Source organism: Pseudomonas sp. TH15 (genome assembly GCF_016651105.1).
In the GTDB taxonomy this organism is placed as follows: Bacteria; Pseudomonadota; Gammaproteobacteria; order Pseudomonadales; family Pseudomonadaceae; genus Aquipseudomonas.
The window spans coordinates 4,540,457-4,563,141 of the sequence record NZ_JAEKEL010000001.1 but is presented as its reverse complement, the minus strand read 5'-3'; the positions used below and the strand labels follow the sequence as shown (position 1 = coordinate 4,563,141).

Annotated in this window: 17 protein-coding genes and 2 pseudogenes; 13 read left to right on the top strand and 6 right to left on the bottom strand. The window is 60.7% G+C overall.

Features of this window, described 5'->3' with window-relative positions; translation table 11 throughout:
• Positions 1 to 14: 14 nt before the first annotated feature.
• The 8 genes from JFT87_RS20460 to JFT87_RS20425 all read left to right on the top strand — a co-directional run bounded on the left by JFT87_RS20460 (position 15) and on the right by JFT87_RS20425 (position 7,700).
• Complete coding sequence (locus tag JFT87_RS20460; protein WP_201204141.1) at positions 15 to 1,814, top strand: DUF2341 domain-containing protein; 1,800 nt, start codon at positions 15 to 17, stop codon at positions 1,812 to 1,814.
• An 11-nt stretch (positions 1,815 to 1,825) separates the two neighbouring features.
• Complete coding sequence (locus tag JFT87_RS20455; protein WP_003224462.1) at positions 1,826 to 2,251, top strand: ExbD/TolR family protein; 426 nt, start codon at positions 1,826 to 1,828, stop codon at positions 2,249 to 2,251.
• A 3-nt stretch (positions 2,252 to 2,254) separates the two neighbouring features.
• Positions 2,255 to 2,959, top strand: a complete 705-nt coding sequence (locus JFT87_RS20450) for an energy transducer TonB family protein (protein ID WP_201204140.1) — start codon at positions 2,255 to 2,257, stop codon at positions 2,957 to 2,959.
• Between the two features lie 39 nt (positions 2,960 to 2,998).
• On the top strand, positions 2,999 to 4,699 hold the full coding sequence (locus JFT87_RS20445; protein WP_201204139.1) for a putative porin: 1,701 nt from the start codon (positions 2,999 to 3,001) through the stop codon (positions 4,697 to 4,699).
• Positions 4,700 to 4,716: 17 nt separating this feature from the next.
• Positions 4,717 to 5,358, top strand: coding sequence for a DNA repair protein (locus JFT87_RS20440; RefSeq protein ID WP_201204138.1), 642 nt, complete (start codon positions 4,717 to 4,719; stop codon positions 5,356 to 5,358).
• A 5-nt stretch (positions 5,359 to 5,363) separates the two neighbouring features.
• Positions 5,364 to 5,843, top strand: coding sequence for a YbjN domain-containing protein (locus JFT87_RS20435; RefSeq protein WP_201204136.1), 480 nt, complete (start codon positions 5,364 to 5,366; stop codon positions 5,841 to 5,843).
• A gap of 166 nt (positions 5,844 to 6,009) precedes the next feature.
• Positions 6,010 to 6,990 (top strand): LysR family transcriptional regulator, encoded by a 981-nt coding sequence (locus tag JFT87_RS20430; RefSeq protein ID WP_201204134.1) that lies wholly within the window; start codon positions 6,010 to 6,012, stop codon positions 6,988 to 6,990.
• Positions 6,991 to 7,181: 191 nt separating this feature from the next.
• Complete coding sequence (locus JFT87_RS20425) at positions 7,182 to 7,700, top strand: GNAT family N-acetyltransferase (RefSeq protein WP_201204132.1); 519 nt, start codon at positions 7,182 to 7,184, stop codon at positions 7,698 to 7,700.
• 1 nt (position 7,701) lies between these two features.
• Here the strand turns inward: JFT87_RS20425 and JFT87_RS20420 are convergent, their stop codons facing one another.
• On the bottom strand, positions 7,702 to 8,394 hold the full coding sequence (locus JFT87_RS20420) for an aspartate/glutamate racemase family protein (RefSeq protein WP_201204130.1): 693 nt from the start codon (positions 8,392 to 8,394) through the stop codon (positions 7,702 to 7,704).
• A 192-nt stretch (positions 8,395 to 8,586) separates the two neighbouring features.
• Here JFT87_RS20420 and JFT87_RS20415 point away from each other — a divergent pair, with 192 nt between their 5' ends.
• A complete protein-coding gene (locus JFT87_RS20415) occupies positions 8,587 to 9,081 on the top strand; it encodes a hypothetical protein (RefSeq protein WP_201204129.1) in 495 nt (164 codons plus the stop codon).
• A 126-nt stretch (positions 9,082 to 9,207) separates the two neighbouring features.
• Here JFT87_RS20415 and JFT87_RS20410 read toward each other — a convergent pair whose 3' ends face one another.
• Positions 9,208 to 9,429, bottom strand: a complete 222-nt coding sequence (locus JFT87_RS20410) for a cbb3-type cytochrome c oxidase subunit 3 (RefSeq protein WP_201204127.1) — start codon at positions 9,427 to 9,429, stop codon at positions 9,208 to 9,210.
• A 15-nt stretch (positions 9,430 to 9,444) separates the two neighbouring features.
• The gene (gene ccoN / locus JFT87_RS20405; RefSeq protein WP_201204125.1) at positions 9,445 to 10,872 is read right to left on the bottom strand and encodes a cytochrome-c oxidase, cbb3-type subunit I; all 1,428 of its coding nucleotides are present in this window, start codon (positions 10,870 to 10,872) and stop codon (positions 9,445 to 9,447) included.
• A gap of 411 nt (positions 10,873 to 11,283) precedes the next feature.
• Here ccoN and JFT87_RS20400 point away from each other — a divergent pair, with 411 nt between their 5' ends.
• The 3 genes from JFT87_RS20400 (at position 11,284) to JFT87_RS20390 (ending at position 14,744) form a co-directional block, all read left to right on the top strand.
• A complete protein-coding gene (locus tag JFT87_RS20400; protein ID WP_201204124.1) occupies positions 11,284 to 12,957 on the top strand; it encodes a nitrite/sulfite reductase in 1,674 nt (557 codons plus the stop codon).
• Positions 12,954 to 13,433, top strand: coding sequence for a DUF934 domain-containing protein (locus JFT87_RS20395; RefSeq protein WP_201204123.1), 480 nt, complete (start codon positions 12,954 to 12,956; stop codon positions 13,431 to 13,433). The genes JFT87_RS20400 and JFT87_RS20395 overlap by 4 nt, the downstream gene beginning before the upstream one ends.
• A gap of 342 nt (positions 13,434 to 13,775) precedes the next feature.
• A complete protein-coding gene (locus tag JFT87_RS20390; RefSeq protein ID WP_201204122.1) occupies positions 13,776 to 14,744 on the top strand; it encodes a hypothetical protein in 969 nt (322 codons plus the stop codon).
• A 181-nt stretch (positions 14,745 to 14,925) separates the two neighbouring features.
• On the opposite strand, the gene JFT87_RS20385 is transcribed toward JFT87_RS20390, so the two are convergent.
• Complete coding sequence (locus tag JFT87_RS20385) at positions 14,926 to 17,289, bottom strand: tetratricopeptide repeat protein (RefSeq protein ID WP_201204121.1); 2,364 nt, start codon at positions 17,287 to 17,289, stop codon at positions 14,926 to 14,928.
• 213 nt (positions 17,290 to 17,502) lie between these two features.
• Between JFT87_RS20385 and JFT87_RS20380 the strand changes: the two are divergent.
• A pseudogene (locus JFT87_RS20380) lies at positions 17,503 to 18,179 on the top strand (DUF3313 domain-containing protein).
• A gap of 119 nt (positions 18,180 to 18,298) precedes the next feature.
• On the opposite strand, the pseudogene JFT87_RS20375 reads toward JFT87_RS20380, so the two are convergent.
• Both JFT87_RS20375 and JFT87_RS20370 read right to left on the bottom strand, forming a co-directional pair.
• Positions 18,299 to 20,802 (bottom strand): annotated as a pseudogene (locus JFT87_RS20375) (fused MFS/spermidine synthase).
• A gap of 266 nt (positions 20,803 to 21,068) precedes the next feature.
• Complete coding sequence (locus JFT87_RS20370) at positions 21,069 to 22,658, bottom strand: arylsulfatase (RefSeq protein WP_201204120.1); 1,590 nt, start codon at positions 22,656 to 22,658, stop codon at positions 21,069 to 21,071.
• Positions 22,659 to 22,685 lie beyond the last annotated feature (27 nt).

The window sequence follows — 22,685 nt, the reverse complement described above, 5'->3', positions numbered from 1 at the left end:
CAAGGAGCACGTTCATGCAGCGCCTCTTCCTTTCGTTGTTGATCTGCCTGGGCTTCGTGCTCCCGGCCACGGCTCAGGCCTGGTGGCAGGACGACTGGCATTACCGCAAACAGATCGCCGTCGACACCACGCCGCAGGGCGCGGCGATCAATCAGCCATTGGGCCGCACCGCGCTGCTGGTGCGCCTGCACACCGGCAATTTCACCTTCGATGGCGTGAAAGAGGACGGCTCGGATCTGCGCTTCGTCGCCGCCGATGACAAGACCGTGCTCAACCACCAGATCGAAAGCTTCGACGCGCTGATGGGCATGGCGCTGATCTGGGTCGATGTGCCGAATGTCGAGGGCGGTCAGCGCCAGGACATCTGGATGTACTACGGCAACCAAAAGGCCCCGGCGACCGGCAACGGTCAGTTGACCTTCGACCCGAATTACACCGCGCTCTATCATTTCGACGGCGCCACCGGCACTCCCGCCAAAGACACCACTGCCTACGGCAACACCGCGCAAAGTGCGACCGGTGCGGCGATTGACGGCGTTGTCGGGCGAGCCTTGCAGTTCAGCAACCAGCCGTTGCTGCTGCCGGCCAGTCCATCGCTTCAGCACAACGCTGGCAGTGCGTTCACCTTCAGCGCCTGGCTGCGGCTGGATCAGGCCAATGGCGAGCAACTGATTCTGGCGCGCCGTGAAGGTGCCAACAGCTTGCTGATCGGTGTCAATCAGGGCGTGCCATTCGTGGAAATTGACGGCCAGCGCGCCATCGCCACGCAACCGCTGAATCCCGGCCAATGGCAGCACGTCGCGCTGACCGCCGAAGGCTCAAAAGTCACCCTGTACATCAACGGTCGCGAAGGCGCGACACTGGCGCAAGCCATGCCGGCGTTCAATTCGGTCATGGCCATCGGTGCTGACCTGCACGAAAGCCCTTATCAACCGTTCGTAGGTGCCATCGACGAGCTGCGCCTGTCGAAAGTCGCCCGTCCGGCGCCGCTGTTGCTGGCCGATGCCACTTCGCAAGGCGCCGAATCGAAACTGGTTGCTTACGGCGTCGATGAAGAACAATCCGGTTTCGGTTTCGGCAGCCTCGGCTTCCTGCTCAACGCCGTACCCATCGACGCTTGGGTGATCATTGCCGTGCTGGTGCTGATGATGTTCCAGTCGTGGATCATCATGCTGCGCAAGAACCGCACCCTAGGCCGCGTCAGCAAGGCCAACGAAGACTTCCGCGTGCAGTTCGCCAAGGTCGGCACGCGTCTGGAGATGTTCGCCGACGACGCGCAACTCGCCCAGCGTTTGCAGCATTCGCCGCTGTGGCGCCTCTATCTGGTGGCGGTGAAAGAGATCCGCACTCGCCGTGAACAGGGCGCCGATACCTCGTCGGTTTCAGCGGCCACCATCGAAGCGATCCGCTGCTCGATGGACGGCGTGCGCACTCGCGAAAATCAGGCACTCAGCTCAAAACTCTCGACCCTGTCCAACGCCATCGCCGGTGGCCCGTACATCGGCCTGCTGGGCACGGTGATGGGGATCATGGTGGTGTTCCTCGGCACGGCGATGGCCGGCGACGTCAACATCAATGCGATTGCCCCGGGCATGGCCGCCGCCTTGCTCGCCACCGCCATGGGCTTGTTCGTCGCGATCCCGGCGCTGTTTGGCTACAACCGCCTGATCACCCGCAACAAGGAAGTCAGCGCTGACATGCGCGTGTTCGTCGATGAGTTCATCACGCGTCTGGCGGAGATGCACGGCGAGAGCCAGTTCAGTGAGGCGTCGCACCCGCGCGGCCATCACGCCAACCATTCCGTACCGGCCTGAGGAGCACTGACATGGCGTCCGTAAATGCCTCCCACGACGATGACGAAGATGCCGCGGTAGACAGCATCAACATCACTCCGTTGGTCGACGTGCTGATGGTGGTGCTGGTGATGTTCATCCTCACTGCCACCGCCCAGGTCTCGGGGATTCAGATCAATTTGCCCAAGGCGAGCGCTTCGGTGTCGCTGTCCGAGGCCAAGACCAAGGCGATCTCGGTCAACGACGGCGGTCAGGTGTTCCTCGATGCCTACCCGGTGACGCTGGCCGAGCTGGAAGAACGCCTGCGCATCGAGAAGGCGCAGAGCCCGGATTTCCCGGTGATCGTGCGCGGCGACGCGACGGTGCAATACCAGAAAGTCATTGAAGTGCTGGATCTGTTGCGCCGGCTCGAACTGTCTCAGGTCGGTCTGGTGACCGGCAAACCGACGCAGGGCTGAGTCATGACCGCACAACTCCCGATTGAGCCGCTGCCCGTGCAGAAGCCTGTGCTGCGGTACGCGAAGTGGGGCGCCGGGCTGATCATCGGCGCGCTCGCCGCGTGGTTCCTGTGGCAGTGGGCCAACGACATGAGTGGCATCCGCCGCGAAGCGCCGAAGGTGCCGACAATCATTCCGTTGCCGCCACCGCCACCTCCGCCGCCGGAGAAACCGCCGGAGCCGGAAACCCCGGTGGAAGAAAAAATCGTCGAGCCCGAGCCAACGCCGGAGCCGCAAGAGGTCAAGCCCGAGGAAGAAGCGCCGCCATCACCGGCGGACGATCTGGCCAACCCGATGCAAATGGACGGTGATGCGCAATCCGGCAACGACGCTTTCAACATCGGCGCGGGCAAGGGCGGCGGCATGGCCGGCGCCGGGGGCGGGCGACTGGGTACCGGCACTTACAGCCAGTTCCTCGCGTTCACCTTTCAGCGTCTGCTGCGTGAAAACCCCGACCTGCGCAACCTGGCGTTTTCGCTGCAGGCCGATGTCTGGCTGAGCGGCGTCGGCGAGATCACTCGGGTCGAGCTGATCAAGTCCAGCGGCAATCCCGAAATTGATACGCAAGTGCTGGCCGCGCTGCGCGGTGCGCCGGCCCTGAGCGAACGGCCTCCGGCCTCCATCACTTTGCCTGTGCGCCTGTCCCTGCAAGGGCGGCGTCCGGGTTAACCGAATTCATAGAGCTGTATGAAAAGGAGTTGTGTGCAGATGATTTCCAACGTGAATCGATTGTCCCTGGCGGTCGGCATGGTCATTGCGACCCTGGTCGGTCAGGCCGTGGCAGCGCCTGCGCCCTCGGAGAACGCCACGATCAATCTGATCCGCTTGCTGGTCGAGCAGGGCATTTTGAAACAGGACAAGGCCGACGCCCTGATCGCTCAGGCGCAGAACGAAGCGGCGCAGGCCAAGCAGGCTGCCGCGTCCAGCGCCGTAGTGGCCGCCGGACCTGTTGCGGCACCGGGCGATGTGCGTGTGCAATACGTGCCGGCCGCTGTGCGTGACCAGATCCGCGATCAGGTCAAAGCTGAAGTCATGGCCACTGCCAAACAGGAAAACTGGGCAGCGCCGAACACTTTCCCGGACTGGGCCTCGCGCATCAGCTTCGACGGCGACATTCGCCTGCGTGACGAATCGCGCTACTACTCGGATAACAACAGCAACGAAATCGTCGACTTCGCCAAGCTCAACAACAATGGCCCCTACGACGTCAATCCGAACAGCAGCACCAGCCTGCCGCCGCTGCTCAATACCCGCGAAGACCGCACCAACCAGTTCCGCATTCGCGCACGGCTGGGCATGAAAGCAGTGATCTCGCCGGAATGGACCGCTGGCATCCGCATCGGCACCGGTTCCGACAACAACCCGGTGTCGACCACGCAAAGCCTAGGCGGTGGTTTCGCCAAGAAGGACATCTGGCTCGATCAGGGTTACCTGAACTGGAAGCCGACGGATGAACTGACGCTGACCGGTGGCCGTTTCGCCAACCCGTTCATGTCCACCGACATGCTGTATTCCAACGACTTGAATTTCGACGGCGTGGCGGCGATTTTCGACCACAAACTCAACCGCGATTGGGGTGTGTTCGGCACCGTCGGCGCGTTCCCGGTGGACTACACCAACGACACCACCAGCAGCAACGGTTTCGACAAGGAAGAGAGCGACAACAAATGGCTGTACGGCGCGCAGGTCGGCGCCAAGTGGGCGATCAACAGCAACAACCGCTTGAAAGGCGCGTTGGCTTACTACCGTTTCGACGACATCCAGGGCGAACGCTCCAGCCCTTGCGAACCGTGGGCCGGCGCGCCGGGCTGCGACAGCGATGGCACGCGTGCGGCGTTCATGCAGAAGGGCAACAGCGTGTTCCTGTTGCGTGACATCACGCCGAACCCGCTTAACCCGAGCACAACGCCACAACCGCAGTTTGTCGGCCTCGCGTCCGAGTTCAACTTGCTCGACCTCAACGTGGTTTGGGATGCCGACCTGCCGCAAGACTTCAAGCTGCGCAGCCAGGGTAACTACATCCACAACCTCAGCTACGACGAAGGCGACATGCGCAAGCGTTCCGCCGGGCAGATCGTCAACAACCTCGACAGCAATGGCCAGATCGAAAGCGGCGCCAATGCGTGGATGGTGCAGTTCACCCTCGGCAGCGCGCTGGAGCTGAAGAAACAGGGCGACTGGAACATGTTCGCCGGCTACAAATACATCCAGCCGGATGCCTTGCCGGACGGCTTCAACGATTCCTCATTCCACCTCGGCGGCACCAACGCCAAAGGCTATTTCATCGGCGGCAACTACGGTCTGGCAAAGAACGTTTATGCGACGGGTCGCTGGTTGAGCACCGAAGCGGTGTACGGCGCGCCGTTCGACATCGACGTCTTGCAGCTTGAGATCAACACGCGCTTCTAAAGCGCCGGGAGAGGGTTATGAAAACGCGTGTGTTATGGCTGGGACTTGGCTTGCTGATCGCCACCGGGGCAAGTGCCGAAGGCATGGAAGAGCGCTTGCGCACCCAGTTGCGCAGCACTACTCAACAGTTGCAGGCCTTGCAAAGTCAGCAGGCGCAGGCCAGCGCGGCGCAGTTGGCGGCGCAGAACGAGGCCAAGGCTGCGCAGGCGCAAATCAAGCAATTGACCGCCGAACTGGCCAAAGCAAAGGGCGTTGCCGAGCAACTGGCCGGGCAGCAGCAAAGCCTGCACAGCCAGGCCCAGGCGCAAGTCGCGGCCAGCACCGAGCAGACCGGCAAGTTCAAAAAGGCCTACGACGAGCTATTGGTCATGGCCCGTGCCAAAGAGGCAGAACGGTCTAAGCTTCAAGCGCAATTGACTGAACGTGACACACAAGTGCAGCAATGTTCAGTCAAGAATCAGCAGATGTACGGCGTCGCCAAGCAGATCCTCACCGCCTACGAAAACATCGATGTGGCCGAGGTGATGAAGATCCGCCAGCCCTTCGCGGGCAGCGCTCGGGTCAAGTTCGATGAACTGGCCCAGGGTTTTGGCGACGACCTCTACAAGACCCAATTCGACGCGCCACAGGCGGCGCTCGCTCACTCAATCCAAGGATGAACCACATGACCCAATTGATCAGCCACGTATCGCCGCAATCCCTGACCGACGTGCTGCAAGCCGCCGGTTACCGGGTCAACCAGACCGAACAGAACGGCATCGTGCAACTGCTCAGTGCCAGCCAGGGCATCGGCTACGCCGTGCGTTTCGGCAACCCGGCAACAGAGCAGGGCAGCTACGTCGACTTCACCTTCAGCTGTGCGTTGCGCGTGCAGGGCGAGTTGCCAGCCGGGCTGGCGGAACTGTGGAACGCCTCGCGACGGTTTGCCCGGTTATCGGTGCAAGGGGAATTCCTGGTGATGGAAATGGACGTGGTGGTGGCTGCGGGGGTGAGTGCCGAACACCTGAAGGGCAATCTGGAATTGTGGGATCGCTTGCTGCAGGAGTTCATCGTTTACCTGCGTGAATACAGCCAGAACGCCGCGCAATTACAGGCGCAGGCGGATACCGTCGAGGCGGCGGCAGACGAGGTTCCGGCACTGTAACCAGGCAGGGTGAAGGACTCCGACACAATGTGTGCGAGCTTGTTCGCGAAGATGTCATCACATTCCGCGATGATGTTGGCTGAACCACCGCTTTTGCGGGCAAGCCTCCCTCCTATAGGGGGGAGCACATGCTTTAAACCAAACAAAGATCGACAGGGAGTCATCGATGTCATTCATAGAGTCCACGGGACGCCAGGGCACTACCGATTACCGTTCACCGCCGCATACGCCTGGTCCCTGGCTGGCGCTCGCTGCCGGGATCGAGGACGAGGTCGCACAGTACTTCATGGTCAGTGCCCGGTGCGGCTGTTTCATGCAGGCTGCGCGTAGTCTCAATGTCCGGGCGACGCTGCTGCGCAAGCAGCTGGCGCAACTGGAGGAGCGTTTGCAACGTTCACTGTTCAGCTTCCAGGGCAGCGCCCTGACCCTCAGCCGCGACGGTCAGCAGTTGCACGAGCAATTGACTACTCTGGCGCATGAACGCAAGTTGCCGGTGGTCGAACAGCGTTCGATTCGCCTGGCCGTGGCGGAGTCGTTGCTGCATGACATCCTCGGCCGGGACCTGGTGGCGCTGCTGCGCCGCAACGCCAGCATTCGCCTGGAGATCATCTCGCTGGACAGTGAACTCGCCCTGCAAACCATCAGCGCCGACGTGGTGCTGTGGCTGGCGGCCGGGGATTCGCCGCTGCCCGGCCCGACATTCGCCACCAGTGAACCGCAGCACCTCGCTCAACTGAACTACTTGCCGCACATCGCCAAGCGATATTCCCGGGTCACGTCCCGGCCGGATAGCGTCGATGACCTGGCGGATTTCATGTTGGTGCAATGGCAGCATGAACGTCAGATCGAGAGTTTTCGGCCCTGGAACAATTTGGTGGAACAACGCCTGGCGGGGGTGGTGACGTTGCAGTCCTATGAATTGATGCTCGACATGATCCGTTGCAGCGCCTGCATCGGCCTGCTGCCCATGTACATGAGCCGCTATGACCGTGGGTTGGTGGCATTGCCGGGATTGTTCGAGGAGTCGATGCAGTTGCAGGCGTGGCTGGCGGTGAATGCCGAGTCGCAAACGCTGGCCGAAGTGCAGGCGCTGGTGGAACTGATCCACCACACCTTCAACGAACGCCAGGAATGGTTTCAGCATTGATGCAATCCTCCTGAAACCCCAAATCCCCTGTGGGAGCGAGCCTGCTCGCGAAAACGGTCTGACATTCAACATCTCTTTTGCCTGATGCACCGCTTTCGCGAGCAGGCTCGCTCCCACATGTTGATACTCGCCAGGCAGAGGCTCAGCGGTTTAGAGTGGTCGGCCACACATCGATCACGGACAGATCCGCCATGCCCGAGCACAACCCCGCCATTCATATCGAGCGTTTCAACGAATCTCACGTCGAGGGCATCACTGCGCTCTACAACGATCCGGCTGTAACCCGGCAAGTGCTACAAATGCCGTTTCAATCCACCGAGATCTGGCGCAAGCGACTGATGCCAGACAACGAGCGCGTGTTGCAGCTGGTGGCGCTGCATCAGGGTGGGGTGATCGGCAATCTGGGCCTGGAAAACTTTTCGCGGATTCGCCGCAGCCACGCCGGCAGCATCGGCATGGCCGTTGCGGTGGCGTGGCAGGGCAAGGGTGTGGGTTCGGCATTGCTGGCAGCGGCGCTGGACGTCGCCGACAACTGGATGAATCTGCACCGTGTCGAGCTGTCGGTGTACGCCGATAACGAGGCGGCCATCGGTCTCTACCGCAAGTTCGGTTTCGAGACCGAGGGCCTGTTCCGCGATTACGCCGTGCGCGACGGGCAATGGGTCGACGCCCTGAGTATGGCCCGTCTGCGCAACCGCCCAAACACCTGACTCAGTCGTTCAGCGCGAACGCCACCGCCGCCTGCGCATGCAGTTCGGTGGTGTCGAACAGGGGCAGGGCGCTGTGCTCGGGTTTGATCAGCAAGGTGATTTCCGTGCAGCCAAGGATGATTGCCTGGGCGCCGCGCGCCGTCAGCGACTCAATGACTTGCTGGTAAACCTTGCGCGACGCCTCGCTGATCACCCCGACGCACAACTCGTCGTAAATGATCCGGTGCACGGCTTGGCGCTCTTCCACCTCAGGTACCAGCACCGTCAGCCCCATGGCTGCCAGACGATCCTTGAGGAAATCCTGCTCCATGGTGAACGCGGTGCCCAGCAAGCCAACCTTGAGCGCTCCGGCCTCGACTGCCGCTTGGCCGGTCGGGTCGGCGATGTGCAGGAACGGAATGCCGATCGCGTCCTGAATCTGCCCGGCCACCTTGTGCATGGTGTTGGTACACAGCACCACGCATTCGGCACCGCCAGCCTCCAATCTGCGCGCGGCATCCACCAGAATCGCCGCCGCATCGTCCCAGCGCCCGGCATGCTGGGCTTGTTCAACAGGCCCGAAGTCGACGCTGTACATTAGCAATTGTGCCGAACGCAACGGTCCGAGTTGGTCACGGACCTGCTGGTTGATAAGGCGATAGTATTCGGCGCTGGACTCCCAGCTCATGCCGCCGATCAGGCCGATGGTGCGCATTGGATTTCCCTTGGTTATTAAGGTTGGTCTTCGGCAGAGTGTCCATTTGTTCACGAGCGCATGCCAGTGCCAGGCAAACTGTACCGTTGATCCTTTTGCAAAGTGTCCCGGTGTCGGTTTCTGAGGTTTAACGTACGTCGGCGCTTCGATCTGTCACTATCGGGGAACGCAGGCTCACCGAGGAACGTACCGATGGACGACGTACAGCAACTGGGCGAGATGCTTCGCCACTACGCAGAAAGCGAAGCGCACAAGAAGCAATTGTTTGAGTCGCAATCGGCCGTGTGGGCGACGCGCATTGGTGAGCTGTTCGATCAGATCCAGCACTGGCTGGAACCGGTCCAGGCACCGAATCTGCTGGAAGTGACCCGTGAGGTGTACGTCGCCTCGGGGCCGAGCGTGCCGGTCGAGACTTCGACCTTCAAGACCGAGAAGCTGACGGTTGTGATTGCCGGCAAACCGGTGGAGTTTGTGCCAGATGTGATGGGCGTGGGTGGTCAGATTTCACTGGCGGTGATGGGCCTGACGGCCGCGCGTTACGGCAGCATTTCGCTGGTGTGCCTGCCGCCATCCGCGAGCTGGCAGTGGCGCAAGACCAATGGCCTGAAAGACCCGGATACGTTCAGCTTTGATGCGAACTTCCTGGCGTTGCAGTTGCAGAGCCTGATACCCCGCGAACGCGGCTGAATCCTGGCTGGCACATAACCCTGTGGGAGCGGGCTTGCTCGCGAAGAGGTCATCAGCTTCAACATCTTCGTTGACTGCTAGACCGCTATCGCGAGCAAGCCCGCTCCCACATTGATCGGCGTTGCATCAAATTTCGAGGTTGCCCCAACCAGGTTTAGCTTCCTCCGGCGCCACCGCCTTCACAGTCTTGCCCGTCGCCAACTCCACCCTTCGCGCCACCTCCGGGTCATCGGCAAACGGCATCAGACTCGCATCCTCCAGGCTCTCGGGCGTCTGGTGTTTCAGGCAATACTCAATCGCCAGCCAGAACCCGACAACCCCAAACAGATTCAACATCGTCTCGATCATCTCAAGCTCCTTGCCTCAAGCAATCTGCGCTTCACGCTCGGCCATCACCACGTCCGCCACCCGCACCGTGCGCCAGCAGTTGTAAGCCATCAGCAGCATGCCGCTGAGGAAGAACACCCCGCCGGCAAACCGCACCACAAACCCCGGATGGCTGGCCTGCAAGGCCTCGACGAAGGAATAAGTCAGCGTGCCGTCGTCGTTGATCGCGCGCCACATCAGGCCTTGGGTGATGCCGTTGACCCACATCGACGCGATGTACAACACGGTGCCGATGGTCGCCAGCCAGAAGTGCAGGTTGATCAGCGGCGTGCTGAACATCTGCTCGCGGCCGAAGACTTTCGGCACCATGTGGTAAATCGCGCCGAAGGTGATCATCGCGACCCAACCCAAAGCACCCGCGTGAACGTGGCCGATGGTCCAGTCGGTGTAGTGGGAGAGGGCGTTCACGGTCTTGATCGCCATCATCGGGCCCTCGAACGTCGACATGCCGTAGAAGGCCAGTGACAGCACCAGGAAACGCAGGATCGGGTCGGTGCGCAACTTATGCCAGGCGCCCGACAGGGTCATCATCCCGTTGATCATCCCGCCCCAGCTCGGCGCCAGCAGGATCAGCGACATGGCCATACCGAGAGACTGCGCCCAGTCCGGCAGCGCGGTGTAGTGCAAGTGGTGCGGGCCAGCCCAGATATACAGGGTGATCAGCGCCCAGAAATGCACGATCGACAACCGATACGAGTACACCGGCCGTCCGACCTGTTTCGGCACGAAGTAGTACATCATTCCCAGGAACCCGGTGGTCAGGAAGAAACCCACTGCGTTGTGCCCGTACCACCACTGGACCATGGCGTCGGTGGCCCCGGAATACACCGGATACGACTTGAACCAGCCCACCGGAATCGATAGGTGATTGACCACGTGCAGCATGGCAATCACCACGATGAACGCGCCGAAAAACCAGTTGCCGACGTAGATGTGCTTGGTCTTGCGCTGCACCACGGTGGTGAAGAACACGACAGCGTAGGCGACCCAGACCACGGTCATCCACACCGCGCCGGAGAACTCGATCTCGGCATATTCCTTGGTGGTGGTGTAGCCCAGCGGCAAGGTGATCAGCATCACCACAATCACTGATTGCCAGCCCCAGAAGGTGAAGGCAGCGAGCTTGTCCGAGTACAGCCGCACCTGGCAGGTACGCTGTACCGCGTAGTAACTGGCGGCGAATTGTGCGCTGCCGGCAAAGCCGAAAATCACCAGGCTGGTGTGCAGCGGACGCAAGCGGCCGAAGGTGGTCCACGGCAGGTCGAGGTTCATTTCGGGCCACACCAGTTGCGAGGCGATAAACACCCCCATCGCCATCCCCACGACGCCCCAAACAATGGTTGCCACGATGAATTGGCGGACGACCTTGTAGTTATAGGCCTGTCCGATTGTCGCTGTGCTCATGGTCAGTTCATCCATGCAAAGTCTTGCCAGGCCACCCGGTCTGGCATGGGATGCACTGTAGAAACCCTGTCGGAAACAAAACAGACTCAGGAAAACTCGATTTATGCGGATCAGATGCAAGGCATGCCTGCGGCCATCTGCCGTGCTCTGATACGGTTTTTTAGGTTTCAGGTGGGTCTGTAACGCGCTGCGCCGTAGGTCCATAGTCGCCACCTAGAAAACGAGCCGCAGAGCCTGATGCCATTCAGTGTTGACGCAAACCTTGTGGGAGCGAGCTTGCTCGCGATGGCGGCTGTTCATTCAGCACATGTGTTGTCTGTCAGTCAGCTATCGCGAGCAAGCTCGCTCCCACAGAGATTGTGGTGACTGGCATTAGCCACCGAGCCCGATCAACCCTGATGAGGTAGCCACATGTATCAGTACGACGACTATGACCGGGCGCTGGTGTTTGAACGGGTCGCGCAGTTTCGCGATCAGGTCGAGCGCTTCATGGTGGGTGAACTGAGCGAAGAGGAGTTCCTGCCGCTGCGCTTGCAAAACGGCCTCTACATGCAAAAGCACGCCTACATGCTGCGGGTGGCAATACCCTACGGCACCCTCGGCGCCGGACAAATGCGCACGCTGGCGAGCATCGCCCGGGACTACGATCGTGGCTACGGCCATTTCACCACCCGGCAGAACATGCAGTTCAACTGGATCGAACTGGCCCAGGTGCCGGATATCCTCGAACGCCTGGCCCAAGTGGAAATGCACGCGATCCAGACTTCCGGCAACTGCGTGCGCAACATCACCACCGAAGCGTTCGCCGGGGTCGCGGCGGACGAACTGATCGACCCGCGCCCCCTGGCGGAAATCCTGCGGCAGTGGTCGACCATCAACCCGGAGTTCCTCTTCCTGCCACGCAAATTCAAGATCGCCATCTGCTCGGCCAAGCAGGATCGCGCGGCGATCATGATGCATGACATCGGCCTCTACCTTTACCCCGGCAGCGATGGGCAAATGCTGCTGCGAGTGATCGTTGGCGGCGGTCTGGGGCGCACGCCGATCCTTGGTTTGCAGATTCGCGAAGGCCTGCCGTGGCAGCACTTGCTGTCCTACGTTGAAGCGGTGCTGCGGGTCTACAACCGCTACGGCCGGCGGGACAACAAGTACAAGGCGCGGATCAAGATTCTGGTGAAAGCACTGGGCATCGAAGCCTTCGCCAAGGAAGTGGAAGAAGAGTGGCAACACCTCAAGGACGGCCCCGCGCAGTTGACCGACGTCGAGTATGAACGCGTTGCCAGTGCCTTCGTCCCGCCGGTTTATCAAGCGCTGGCGGGCACCAACCTGGATTTCGGTACGCGCCTGACGCAGAACCCGGCCTTCGCCCGTTGGGTCGCGCGCAACGTGCAGCCGCACAAAGTGCCGGGTTACGTCAGCGTCGTGCTCTCGACCAAACCGGGCATCGCTTCACCGCCAGGAGACGTGACTGCCGAGCAGATGGACGCTGTGGCCGACTGGTCCGAGCAGTTTGGTTTCGGCGAGATTCGCATCGCCCACGAGCAGAACATCGTGCTGCCGGACGTGACCAAGGCTGACCTGTATGCGTTGTGGTGCCTGGCCTGCGATCAGGGGCTGGGCTGCGCAAATATCGGTTTGCTGACCGACATCATCGCCTGCCCCGGTGGCGATTTTTGCGCGCTGGCCAACGCCAAATCGATCCCGATTGCCCAAGCGATTCAGGGTCGATTCGAAGACCTCGATTATCTTCACGACCTGGGCGACATCAGCCTCAACATCTCCGGCTGCATGAACGCCTGCGGCCACCACCACATCGGCAACATCGGCATTCTGGGCGTCGATAAGAACGGCAGCGAGTGGTACCAGATCACCCTCGGCGGTGCCCAAGGCAGGAACAGCGCGCTGGGCAAAGTCATCGGCCCATCGTTCAGTGCGGCCGAAGTACCCGACGTAATTGAGCGGATCATCGCTACCTTCGTCCGTTACCGCGAAAGCGAGGAACTGTTCGTCGATACGGTACAGCGCATTGGTCTGGAGCCGTTCAAGGAGCGGATCTACCCGAAAGTCCTGGAGGTGTCGGCATGAACAATCTGTTGCGGCTGGAGGAGGGCGTGGCGCGGATCGTGACGGACGATCCGTGGACGCTGGTGCGTGAGCCTGCTTTGACCAGGCCTTCGGGATTGCTGATTCTTCCGTTGGCTCATTGGCTGGAATCACCTTCGACCCATGCCGTATGGCTGGGACCGGACGATGAGGTTGAAAGCCTTGTCCCGTGGCTGGCGTCACTGCCAATGATCGCCGTGGATTTCCCGAGTTTTCGTGATGGTCGCGGCTACAGCCAGGCGTACCTGTTGCGTACTCGACTGGGCTGGACCGGTGAATTGCGCGCAATTGGCGACGTGCTGCGCGATCAACTGAGCCACATGCGCCAGTGCGGGTTCGACAGCTTTGCAGTGCGCGAGGACAAGTCCGCTGAAGATGCGCTGAAAGGGTTGGCGGGGATGAGCGTGCTGTACGGCCGCTCAGTCATCGAACCACGGCCCCTGTTCCGAAGACGCTGATTGCGGGATTGACTGCCTGTGGTGTGTATACGTTGTGGCGAGGGGATTTAGCGAAACGTCGCACCGCCCCGATGGGCTGCGCAGCGGCCCTGAAAACTGGCAACCGGCTCTCACAGGTCAACCGCGTTTGCTGGGGTTGCGACTGCTGCGCAGTCGATCGGGGCGGTGCGACGTTTCGCTAAATCCCCTCGCCACAGGTTTGGTGTTTTGCATGCAGGGGAAACCCCTACAACCCACATGAATCAGGCATTTTCCCTTGGGTCGATGGTGGCCTTTTGGTAGAGTCGCCGTCGCCAGCGGGTTTTCGGCTGGACGATGGAACCGAAGAAGGGAGTCTGATCAGTGAGTCCGGGCAAAAAAATCCTCGGTCTCACAGCGTTGCTTTTGATGTTGACCCTCTGGGGCGGTTACTTCTACGTGTTCCAGGAAAACCGTGGCGGGCAGTTGGGCGGCGCCTACGACAGCACCGCCTGGTGCGGCACACCACCGTCTGCCGATGCGTTGTCGCTGGGCAAGGATCAACTGACCCTGCGCATCACCAACAACCTGCGCGGTGAGTTTATGCTCGGCGGCTCGATCATCGTGTCCGAGCGCACTTTCAACCGCTACGACCTGGGCCGCAACGAACTGCGTTTGCGCCTGGAACCGTTGCAATGGTCCTACGGCGCCACGCCGATCTTCCTCGAACAGGTCCGGATTAAACCCCTGAGCCGCAACCTCGCCTCGGACAACAAAAGTGCCTACGTCGAACTCGAATCACGACCGATTGGCGTGCAGGGGCGGGCTACCGAGTTTCCTTTCGACACCTACCGCTACGGTTACAAACCGGTGCTCTATTACCTCAAGGGCAACGAGCGCATCGACCTGCGCTTCCGTCACATCACCACGCTGATGGAGATGTCGAACACCTTCACGCCAATCCAGAAGTACAACCGCGTCGAGTACATCAACGAGAAAAACTCGATGGTGCGTGATGAGGATTACAAGGCTTACGCGCCCAACGAATGCGCGTTCAGCGTTGAGCGTAAGGGTTCGTTCAAGGTGATTGTTTTGCTGATGTTGCTGGTGCTTTGCTTGCCGCTGATGCACGTGTTTTATCGCGACGAGCCGGGTATCGACTTTCTGGCCACGCTGGTGGGGGTTGGTGCGGTAAGGATGCTGCTGGTGGGGCCGTTGCAGGATTTCCAGCTGTACAACATCGACTTTCTGTTTGGCGCGGCGATTCTGCTGGTGGGGACGGTGTCGCTGATCAAGGCGATGCGGGCCAATAGTCGGCGGGTATTGGCGGCTAAGAGTGGTTCAACGTGGTGATGCTCTATCAGGTCAACACATAACCTGTGGCGAGGGGGCTTGCCCCCGTTGGGCTGCGCAGCAGCCCTAAAACCTGTCGACGCGATTCTACAGACTTACCGCATTCGCCGGTTTTACGACGGCTTCGCCGCCGAACGGGGGCAAGCCCCCTCGCCACAGAGGCCTCAAGATCAGCCCCCAATCATTTCAACGCCGGATTGCCCATGTTCATCTTCTTCCAGCCCTGCAGCAGCACTTGGGCCTTCGGTTCCTTGCCGTTCTCCAAGTAATACTGGATCAACGACAACCGCGCATTACGGTTGGCCGGCTGAACTTTCAACAACCGCTCCAGCTCTTCGCACGCTTCATCAACCTTGCCGCTGTCATGCAGCGCCACCGCCAATACATAACCGTACTGCGCGCTCTGGGGCTCCAGCGCGGCGGCTTTGCGTAACAGCGGCATCGCTTGCGCGGTTTTACCGGCACGAATCAGCGACAAGCCCTGGGTGTGCAGCAACAGCGCGGCGTCCGGGTGCTCCTTGACGCTCTGCTCCAGCAGCGCTTGCGCCTCCGGGCCGCGCCCGTTGGCTTCCAGCCACTGCACCAGGGTTACCAGCGCCGGGTAGAAGTCCGGGTCACGTTTCAGGGCCATACGCAGCAGCGGCTCGACGTCCGCCGTACGTCCACTGCCCTGATAGAGCATGGCCAGGTTGAGGTTGGCCTCGGCGCGTTCCGCCAGGCTTTTTTGCACGTCTTCGTATTCGGCGATCGCCGCTTCCCAGTTGGCCTGGGCGCTGCCCAAACCGTTGCGGGCCACGCTGAGCAGGTCCCGGGCCGCGACAATCCGCACAGCCTTCACCGGGTCAACAAGCAATGGCGTCAGTAGCGGCGCACGCTCCGGTGGCTGGAGGAACGCACTGATCGCCCGCACCGCGCTTTCACGCACCTGTGGCGCCAGGTTGCTCAAGTCCTGGGTCGCCAGTTTCAGCGCTTGCTCGCTCGGGTACAGCGGCAACTCGGCCAGCAACGTCGCCCGTTGAATCGCCGGCAGGTTGCTGCGCTGCAATTGCTCGTACAAGGCTTGCGCGGCGCCGGGTTGGCCGTTGCGGATCAGCCACAAACTTTCGTCATAACGCGGTGCCTGAACAGCAGACGCCGAAGCGGTGTTCCACAGCTTGAATTGCTCGGTGACCTTGTCCCCGGCCTTGCCCTGGTGACAGGTCAGGCAGGCGTCCGGCGTGCCAAGTTTTTTAGCGCGCTCGGGGTTGGGAATGCTGAAGCTGTGGTCATGCCGGAAGTCGTTGCCCATGTAGAACTTGCCCGGCATATGGCAATCCACACACTGCGAACCCGGCTGGCCCATGGTGTGGCGGGTGTGTTCGATGGAGTCGTAGTTCTTCGCTTGCAGGCCCTTGCCGTCGACGCCTTCCACCGCAGTTTTGCCGGCGGTGTTGTGGCATTGCAGGCATACGCCGTTGCCCGGCGCCTTGAGTTCGGTGCTGTGGGGGTTGTGGCAGTTGCTGCAACGCACACCTTTGTCGAACATTTTGCTTTGGGCGAAGGAGCCGTGCTCGAACACTTCGTCCTTGATCTTTCCGTCCAACGCATACAGCTCGCGGGTCAGGGTGCTCGGCAAGTAGTCGTCCATCAGCCGTTTGCCGACGGTGTAGCCATCGCCCAGCGGTGCGCGACGCGAGTGGCAGCGGGCGCAGGTTTCGATCTCGACAGTGGCGTTTTTGTCCTTGAGGTCGACGGCAAAACCGGCGTGGATCAAGTCGGTTTTTTTCGCCGTCCATTCCAGGTGATTGGACGCTGGGCCGTGGCACGCCTGGCAGCCAACGCCAAGGCTGTTCCAGTGACTCTCAAAGGTGTTTTTTACGGCATCGAAATTTCGGTTGTAGCCAGTGGTGTGGCACTCGACACACATGAAGTTGGCGTTCTGGCTCGGCTTGCTCCAGTGCAGCGGGTTCTTGAAGTTCACCCCTTGCCCCGGATAGAGATGAAACCAGCGCTGCTTCTCGGTATCCCAGGCCACGCCGAGGGCTTGCAACCGGCCTTCGCCGACTTCGATCAGGTATTGCTGAAGCGGCGCGATGCCGAAGGTGTAGGCGACTTTGAAATCGGCATTCTTGCCGTCGATCCCAGGTGTGTTGACCCAGAACTCGTCACCTTTGTGCGAGAACACAGTGGTCTCTTTTTCCGCCTTGAAGGTGACGTTTTTAAAGTCCCCCAGCATCGTGTCGGCGGTGGCGGGTTGCATCGCCAATTGGTGATGGGAGCCTTGCCAATCCTTGACCTGCTCGGTGTGGCAGCCCTGGCATTGTTGCTCATCAACCATCGTCGCCGGTTTGCTCGCGATGACGGGTTGCGGTGTCGCAGGCGGGGCAACGGGCGTAATGATCGGCGCGGGTTTGACTGGCGCCGGAGCAGGGCTGAAGAGAAACCAGCCGATCCCGGCCACGGCGGCCAACAGCACACCGATGGTGACGGGGAACAGATAGCGGGAAATTGCAGAAGGAGACGATTCAGGGTCAGGTTGTACTGCTTTATTTTTATGCTTGGGCATTGCGACTTCCGTAGTCCAGGTGCATTTGCCGTCTGGCGTGCGTTCAAGCTTGGTGCAGCTTTGCCGGATGCCCGGCGTCTGTCAAATGACGGTTGTGAGGTGCCGCGCAGTCTTGTGTGAATTTTGCGATTTTCAATCGCAATTACCAATGTTTTAGCTATACCTGTAGCACCCCCAAGTCACACATTCAGGCTTTCTGACAGGAGTTACAGCATGAAGCTAGCAGTCATCATGGGCACACTGTGCATCGCCACCCTCGGCATGACCGGTTGTTCAAGCAAAACCGTGGCTCCCGATGAATATTCCGGGTTTCTCAAGGACTACAGTCAACTCAAGGAGACCCAATCCCCTCCGGTGCCGAAGTGATGCGCTGGATCGATCCGAAGATCAACGTCAACACGTTCACCAGCGTGTACATCGAACCGACCCAACTCTATCCAAAACCACAACCGACCGCGAAGATTCCGCAACAGACCCTCAATGGCCTCACCGCCTATTACGATCAGGCGCTTAAGCGTGAGATCGGCAAGGATCTGCCATTGGCCACCGGTCCTGGCCCGGGCGTCATCGTCGTGCGTGCCGCGATCACGGCCGTCAGCAGCAAAACCGAAGGCCTGAAACCCTATGAAGTGATCCCGATTGCACTGGTGGCGGCGGCTGTCAGCACCGCCAGCGGCATTCGTGATCAGGAAACTACACTGGCCACCGAGGCCGTGTTCATCGACGGCGGTAACAATAAAGTGGTGGCACAAGTGGTGCGCAAAGGCACCGGCAAACCGCTGGAAAACGACACTCAGGTGCTGAAGACCGATGACGTCAAAGGCGTTATCGATGGCTGGGCTTCGGACCTGCATCAGTCGTATCTCAAACTCAAGGCAGAGGCCAGGTAAGACACTGAGGCTGATAGCCTCATCGCCAGCATGGCTGGCTCCCTCAGGGGATTCGTGGCATTCACGGATCCAGTGTGGGAGCTAGCCCTGCTAGCGACAGCGGTGTGCCAGACGCAACATCATTGTCCGGTAAACCAGCGGAAATACGGATTCCCTCCATCCCAACGCATCACCTCCTGCATATCCCGCCCCCACGCATCCCGATCGCCGTCGTACGCATGCAGGCTCGCCCGGTAGAACTGCATCAGCCGTTGCCGATGGGCGTTCATGCGTTCAGTGAATCCAGCATCGGCATTCACCAGCGTCGGCGCCTGGTACAGATCCAGCAACGCCGGCAGCACCCGAGTGATTTCCTTGCTGCGCACCCACGGTGCGTATTCGATACGCGGCTGGTCGTCAGTCACCGCCGGTGCATCAGCGGCGAAACGTTCCAGGCCGGCGCGGTCGGTAACCCAGGTCGCCAGCAACGCCGCCGCCGAACCAATCCCGACGTCCTGCAACGTGCTGCGAACGCTGTCCTGCTGGAAGCGTTCGGTGATTTTTGCCGCGTCCAGCTCCATGGGCGCCAATGAACCCACCAGCAACATCTCGTGGAACTCGCTGGTCCACAGCGAGGCATACGGGAACACGTCGAGGAAGCTGCGCACCAGCGAGCGCGAGTCATCGATGTTCTGCGTCGGCAGCGGTAGCCATTGCGCGACGATGCCCTTTTTCTCCAGGCGACTGGCGGCCAATTGGTAGAAGTCTCGTGAGTACAGATTGACCACGCCAGCGGCGGACGGCGGCGGTGGTTCCAGCGTGATCAAGTCATAGGTCTGCGGACTGCGCAGCAGTTCCTGGCGACCATCGCGCAAACGCACGTCGACGCCGGGATCACTGCCGGCATTGAAGTTGCCCTTGAACAACGGCGCAGCCTTGACCACCGAGGGCAGCAACTCGGCAACCACCCGGTGTTCCAGCCCCGGATAGCGCAGCATCGCCCCGGCCGTGATGCCGGTGCCGAAACCGATCACCAGCGTCGAACGCGGTTCGCCGTTATGGATCAGCAGCGGCAGCAGAGCCTGAATGCGCATGTAGCGCAGCGAGGGCATGGCATCGCCGGTGTTCGACACACCTTGAATATACAAACGGTGGAACGTGTTTTCGCCTCGGCCCTGAGCGACCACCGCAACGGTGCCGCCGCGACCTTCTTCGTAGAACGCCAGCGTGCCATTGCGCGCACCGGGCAGCAGGCTGGCAAGCTTGTCGGCCGGCGTCAGCACGGCTAATAAAACAGCGGCCAGGCCCAGTGCGACTACCGCCTGACGTCGGCCTTTCTTGACGTGGTGGCCCTTGCGCACAGCGAAATAACCGATGCCGGCAGCGATGATCGCCAACAGCCCCAAGGTACGCACCAGCCCCAGCCACGGGATCAGCAGGAAACCACACAGCATGACGCCAATGATTCCGCCGAGCGTATTGAACGCGACCACCGCGCCGACATCACGCCCGACGCGTTCCTGACCAACGCTCAAACGCAGGGCCAGCGGAAACGCCGCGCCCAGCAACAACGTTGGCACAAACACAATGCTTAACGCCGCCACGGCAAACCGTGCGCTCATACCGGCTAATTCACTGGCGCCCATCGCCAGCAGCCAACTCTCGGCCTGACTTTGTGCAAACACCAACCAACGCCCGAGCAGCGCAATTTCCAGCAGCGCGATCAATCCGGCGCCGGCAATCAGCAATCCGAATACTCCCCACGGGTCACGGATGCGATCGACGCGACGGGCGAGCAGGGCGCTGCCGATAAACAGACCCGTCAGATAAGTCGCCAGCACCACGGCGAACGCGTAGGTGCGGGTGCTCATGAACTGCACGATTGATTGTGACCAGACCACTTCATAACCCAGCGCTACACCACCGGCGATGGAGTACAGCCACAACGCGGTGCGATCCGCAGGTTTCGCGCTGTGATGTTTGACTGGCGCTGTCACCGAGGTTGGCTGCTGACGTGCGAACCACAGCGCACCGACGGCAGCGAGCAGATTGAGCATCGCGGCGAACAGTGCACTGCCGCGCACGCCGAGGGCGGCGATCAGCACAAACGCTGCGAGCAGAGTGCCGATAATCGCACCCAGGGTGTTCGCCGCATACAACTGGCCGCCGGCCTTGCCCGGATCTGTCGCCAGCGCGCGCACCAGCACCGGGAGGGTGCCGCCCATCAGTATCGCGGGAAGGCCCACCAGTGCGAACGGCAAAACCCACGCGAACAGACTGACGTGACCTTGCAGCCAGGCAAACGGACTCGCCGCCAGACTCATCGCAACCGTCGCGCCGACGCCCAATATCGCCACCAGCACTTCCAGCCCTGCATACAGCAGAACCGGTTGCTGCAAACGATCGGCCCAGCGCCCGAACAGCCAGCCGCCGATGGCCAGGCCGGCAAAAAAGCGCTGATGCCGGTGGTGATCGCATACACCTCGACGCCGACCACCAATGACAGTTGCTTGATCCACAACACCTGATACACCAGCGCTGCGGCGCCGGAAATGCACAGCAGCAGGGCGGGGATCAACAGCGCTGGTGAAGCGGCTTGCGAGAGGGGTATGGCCGACGGCTTGCTGGCGATACGTGAGGACATTGCGGTTGCCTTGTTCCAGTTCAGAAATAACTGCGACTGTTCGGCCCAATCGCTGGCAAGCCAGCTCCCACAGGTACTTTGGTAGTTCACAAAAACTCTGCTCACCAAGATCCCTGAGTTAGCTCCCACAGGCAGCTTTGGCGAACACATCTTTCGTGAACAACCACAATACCTGTGGGAGCTGGCTTGCCAGCGATTGGGGCCAACTCGGTCCCAGATCGAAAACAGGGCCGCCCGCCGGTGAAGGCGGGCGGCGGTCGAGCGTCTTACTGTGCAGCCGGTGCAGCTTTCATTTTTTCAGCGATTTTGGCGTCAACCGCAGCACGGATCTGATCAATGCTGAAGCTCGCCGGTTTCTGGCTAGGCGGGTACTCGATGAAGGTCTGCAGGAACGCTGCTGACTTCTGTACCGCTTGCGCCGCGAGGTAAACGTTTTTGGTCTGCCAATCGTAATACTGATCGGATACCACGTCGGCACGCTCGTACGGGTCCATCCTCAGGTTAAGGATTTTCGGTACGCGCAGGCACACGAACGGTTCGCTCCAGACGCGGAAACCGCCCGGTTCGCGCTGCTCGCAGAACACCACTTTCCAGTTATCGAAGCGCATCGACACCAGCACGCCGTCGTCGTTGAAGTAGTAGAACTCCTTGCGCTCGCCTTTAGGCTGCTGACCGGTCAGGTACGGCAGTTGGTTGAAACCGTCCAGGTGCACCTTGAAATTGGTACCGCCGGCAGTCGGCGCCCAGCCCTTGAGCAGCTTGCCTTTGACGTCGGCATCACCCGCCGCTGCGAGGAGGGTCGGGAACCAGTCCATGCCCGAGAACAGCTCGTTAGACACCTCGGCCGGTTTGATCTTGCCCGGCCAACGGATCATCGCCGGCACCCGGTACGCGCCTTCCCAGTTGGAGTTCTTCTCGTTGCGGAACGGCGTGGTTGCCGCGTCCGGCCAGGAGAACTGGTTCGGGCCGTTGTCGGTGGTGTAGACGACGATGGTGTTGTCGGTGATTTTCAGGTCATCGAGGGTCTTCAGCAGTTTGCCGACATCGGCGTCGTGCTCAAGCATGCCGTCGGCGTATTCGTTGCCGGGCATGCCGCTCTGGCCCTTCATCGAATCACGCACGTGGGTGAACACGTGCATGCGCGTGGTGTTCATCCAGACGAAGAACGGCTTGTCGGCCTTGGCCTGTTTCTCGATGAACGCTTGCGCGGCAGCGGTGGTTTCGTCGTCGATGGTTTCCATGCGCTTGGTGGTCAGCGCACCGGTGTCTTCGATCTTGCCGTCGGCGAAGCTGTGGATCACGCCACGCGGAGTGTTGGCCTTGACGAATTCGGCATCGTCTTTTGGCCAGTACGGACGCTCCGGTTCCTCTTCAGCGTTGAGGTGATAGAGGTTGCCGAAAAACTCGTCGAAACCGTGGTTGGTCGGCAGGTATTCATCCTTGTCGCCCAAGTGGTTCTTGCCGAATTGTCCGGTCGCGTAGCCCAGGCCCTTAAGTGCCTGGGCGATGGTGATGTCGCGTTTTTGCAGACCTACCGGTGCGCCGGGGATACCGACTTTCGACAGACCGGTACGCAGCGGCGTCTGCCCGGTGATAAACGAGGAACGACCGGCGGTGCAGCTGTTCTCCGCATAGTAGTCGGTGAACATCATGCCTTCTTTGGCGATGCGGTCGATGTTCGGCGTTTTATAACCGACCACACCCATCGAATAGGCACTGATGTTGGTCTGGCCGATGTCGTCGCCGAAGATCACCAGAATGTTGGGTTTTTCAGCCGCTGTGGCGGTTGCCGACAGCGCCATCACCGAGGTTGCCACCAGGGCGAATTTCGGTAGCCACTTGCGTATGCGAGTCATCTGACTTGCTCCTTTTGCGCGGGGGTG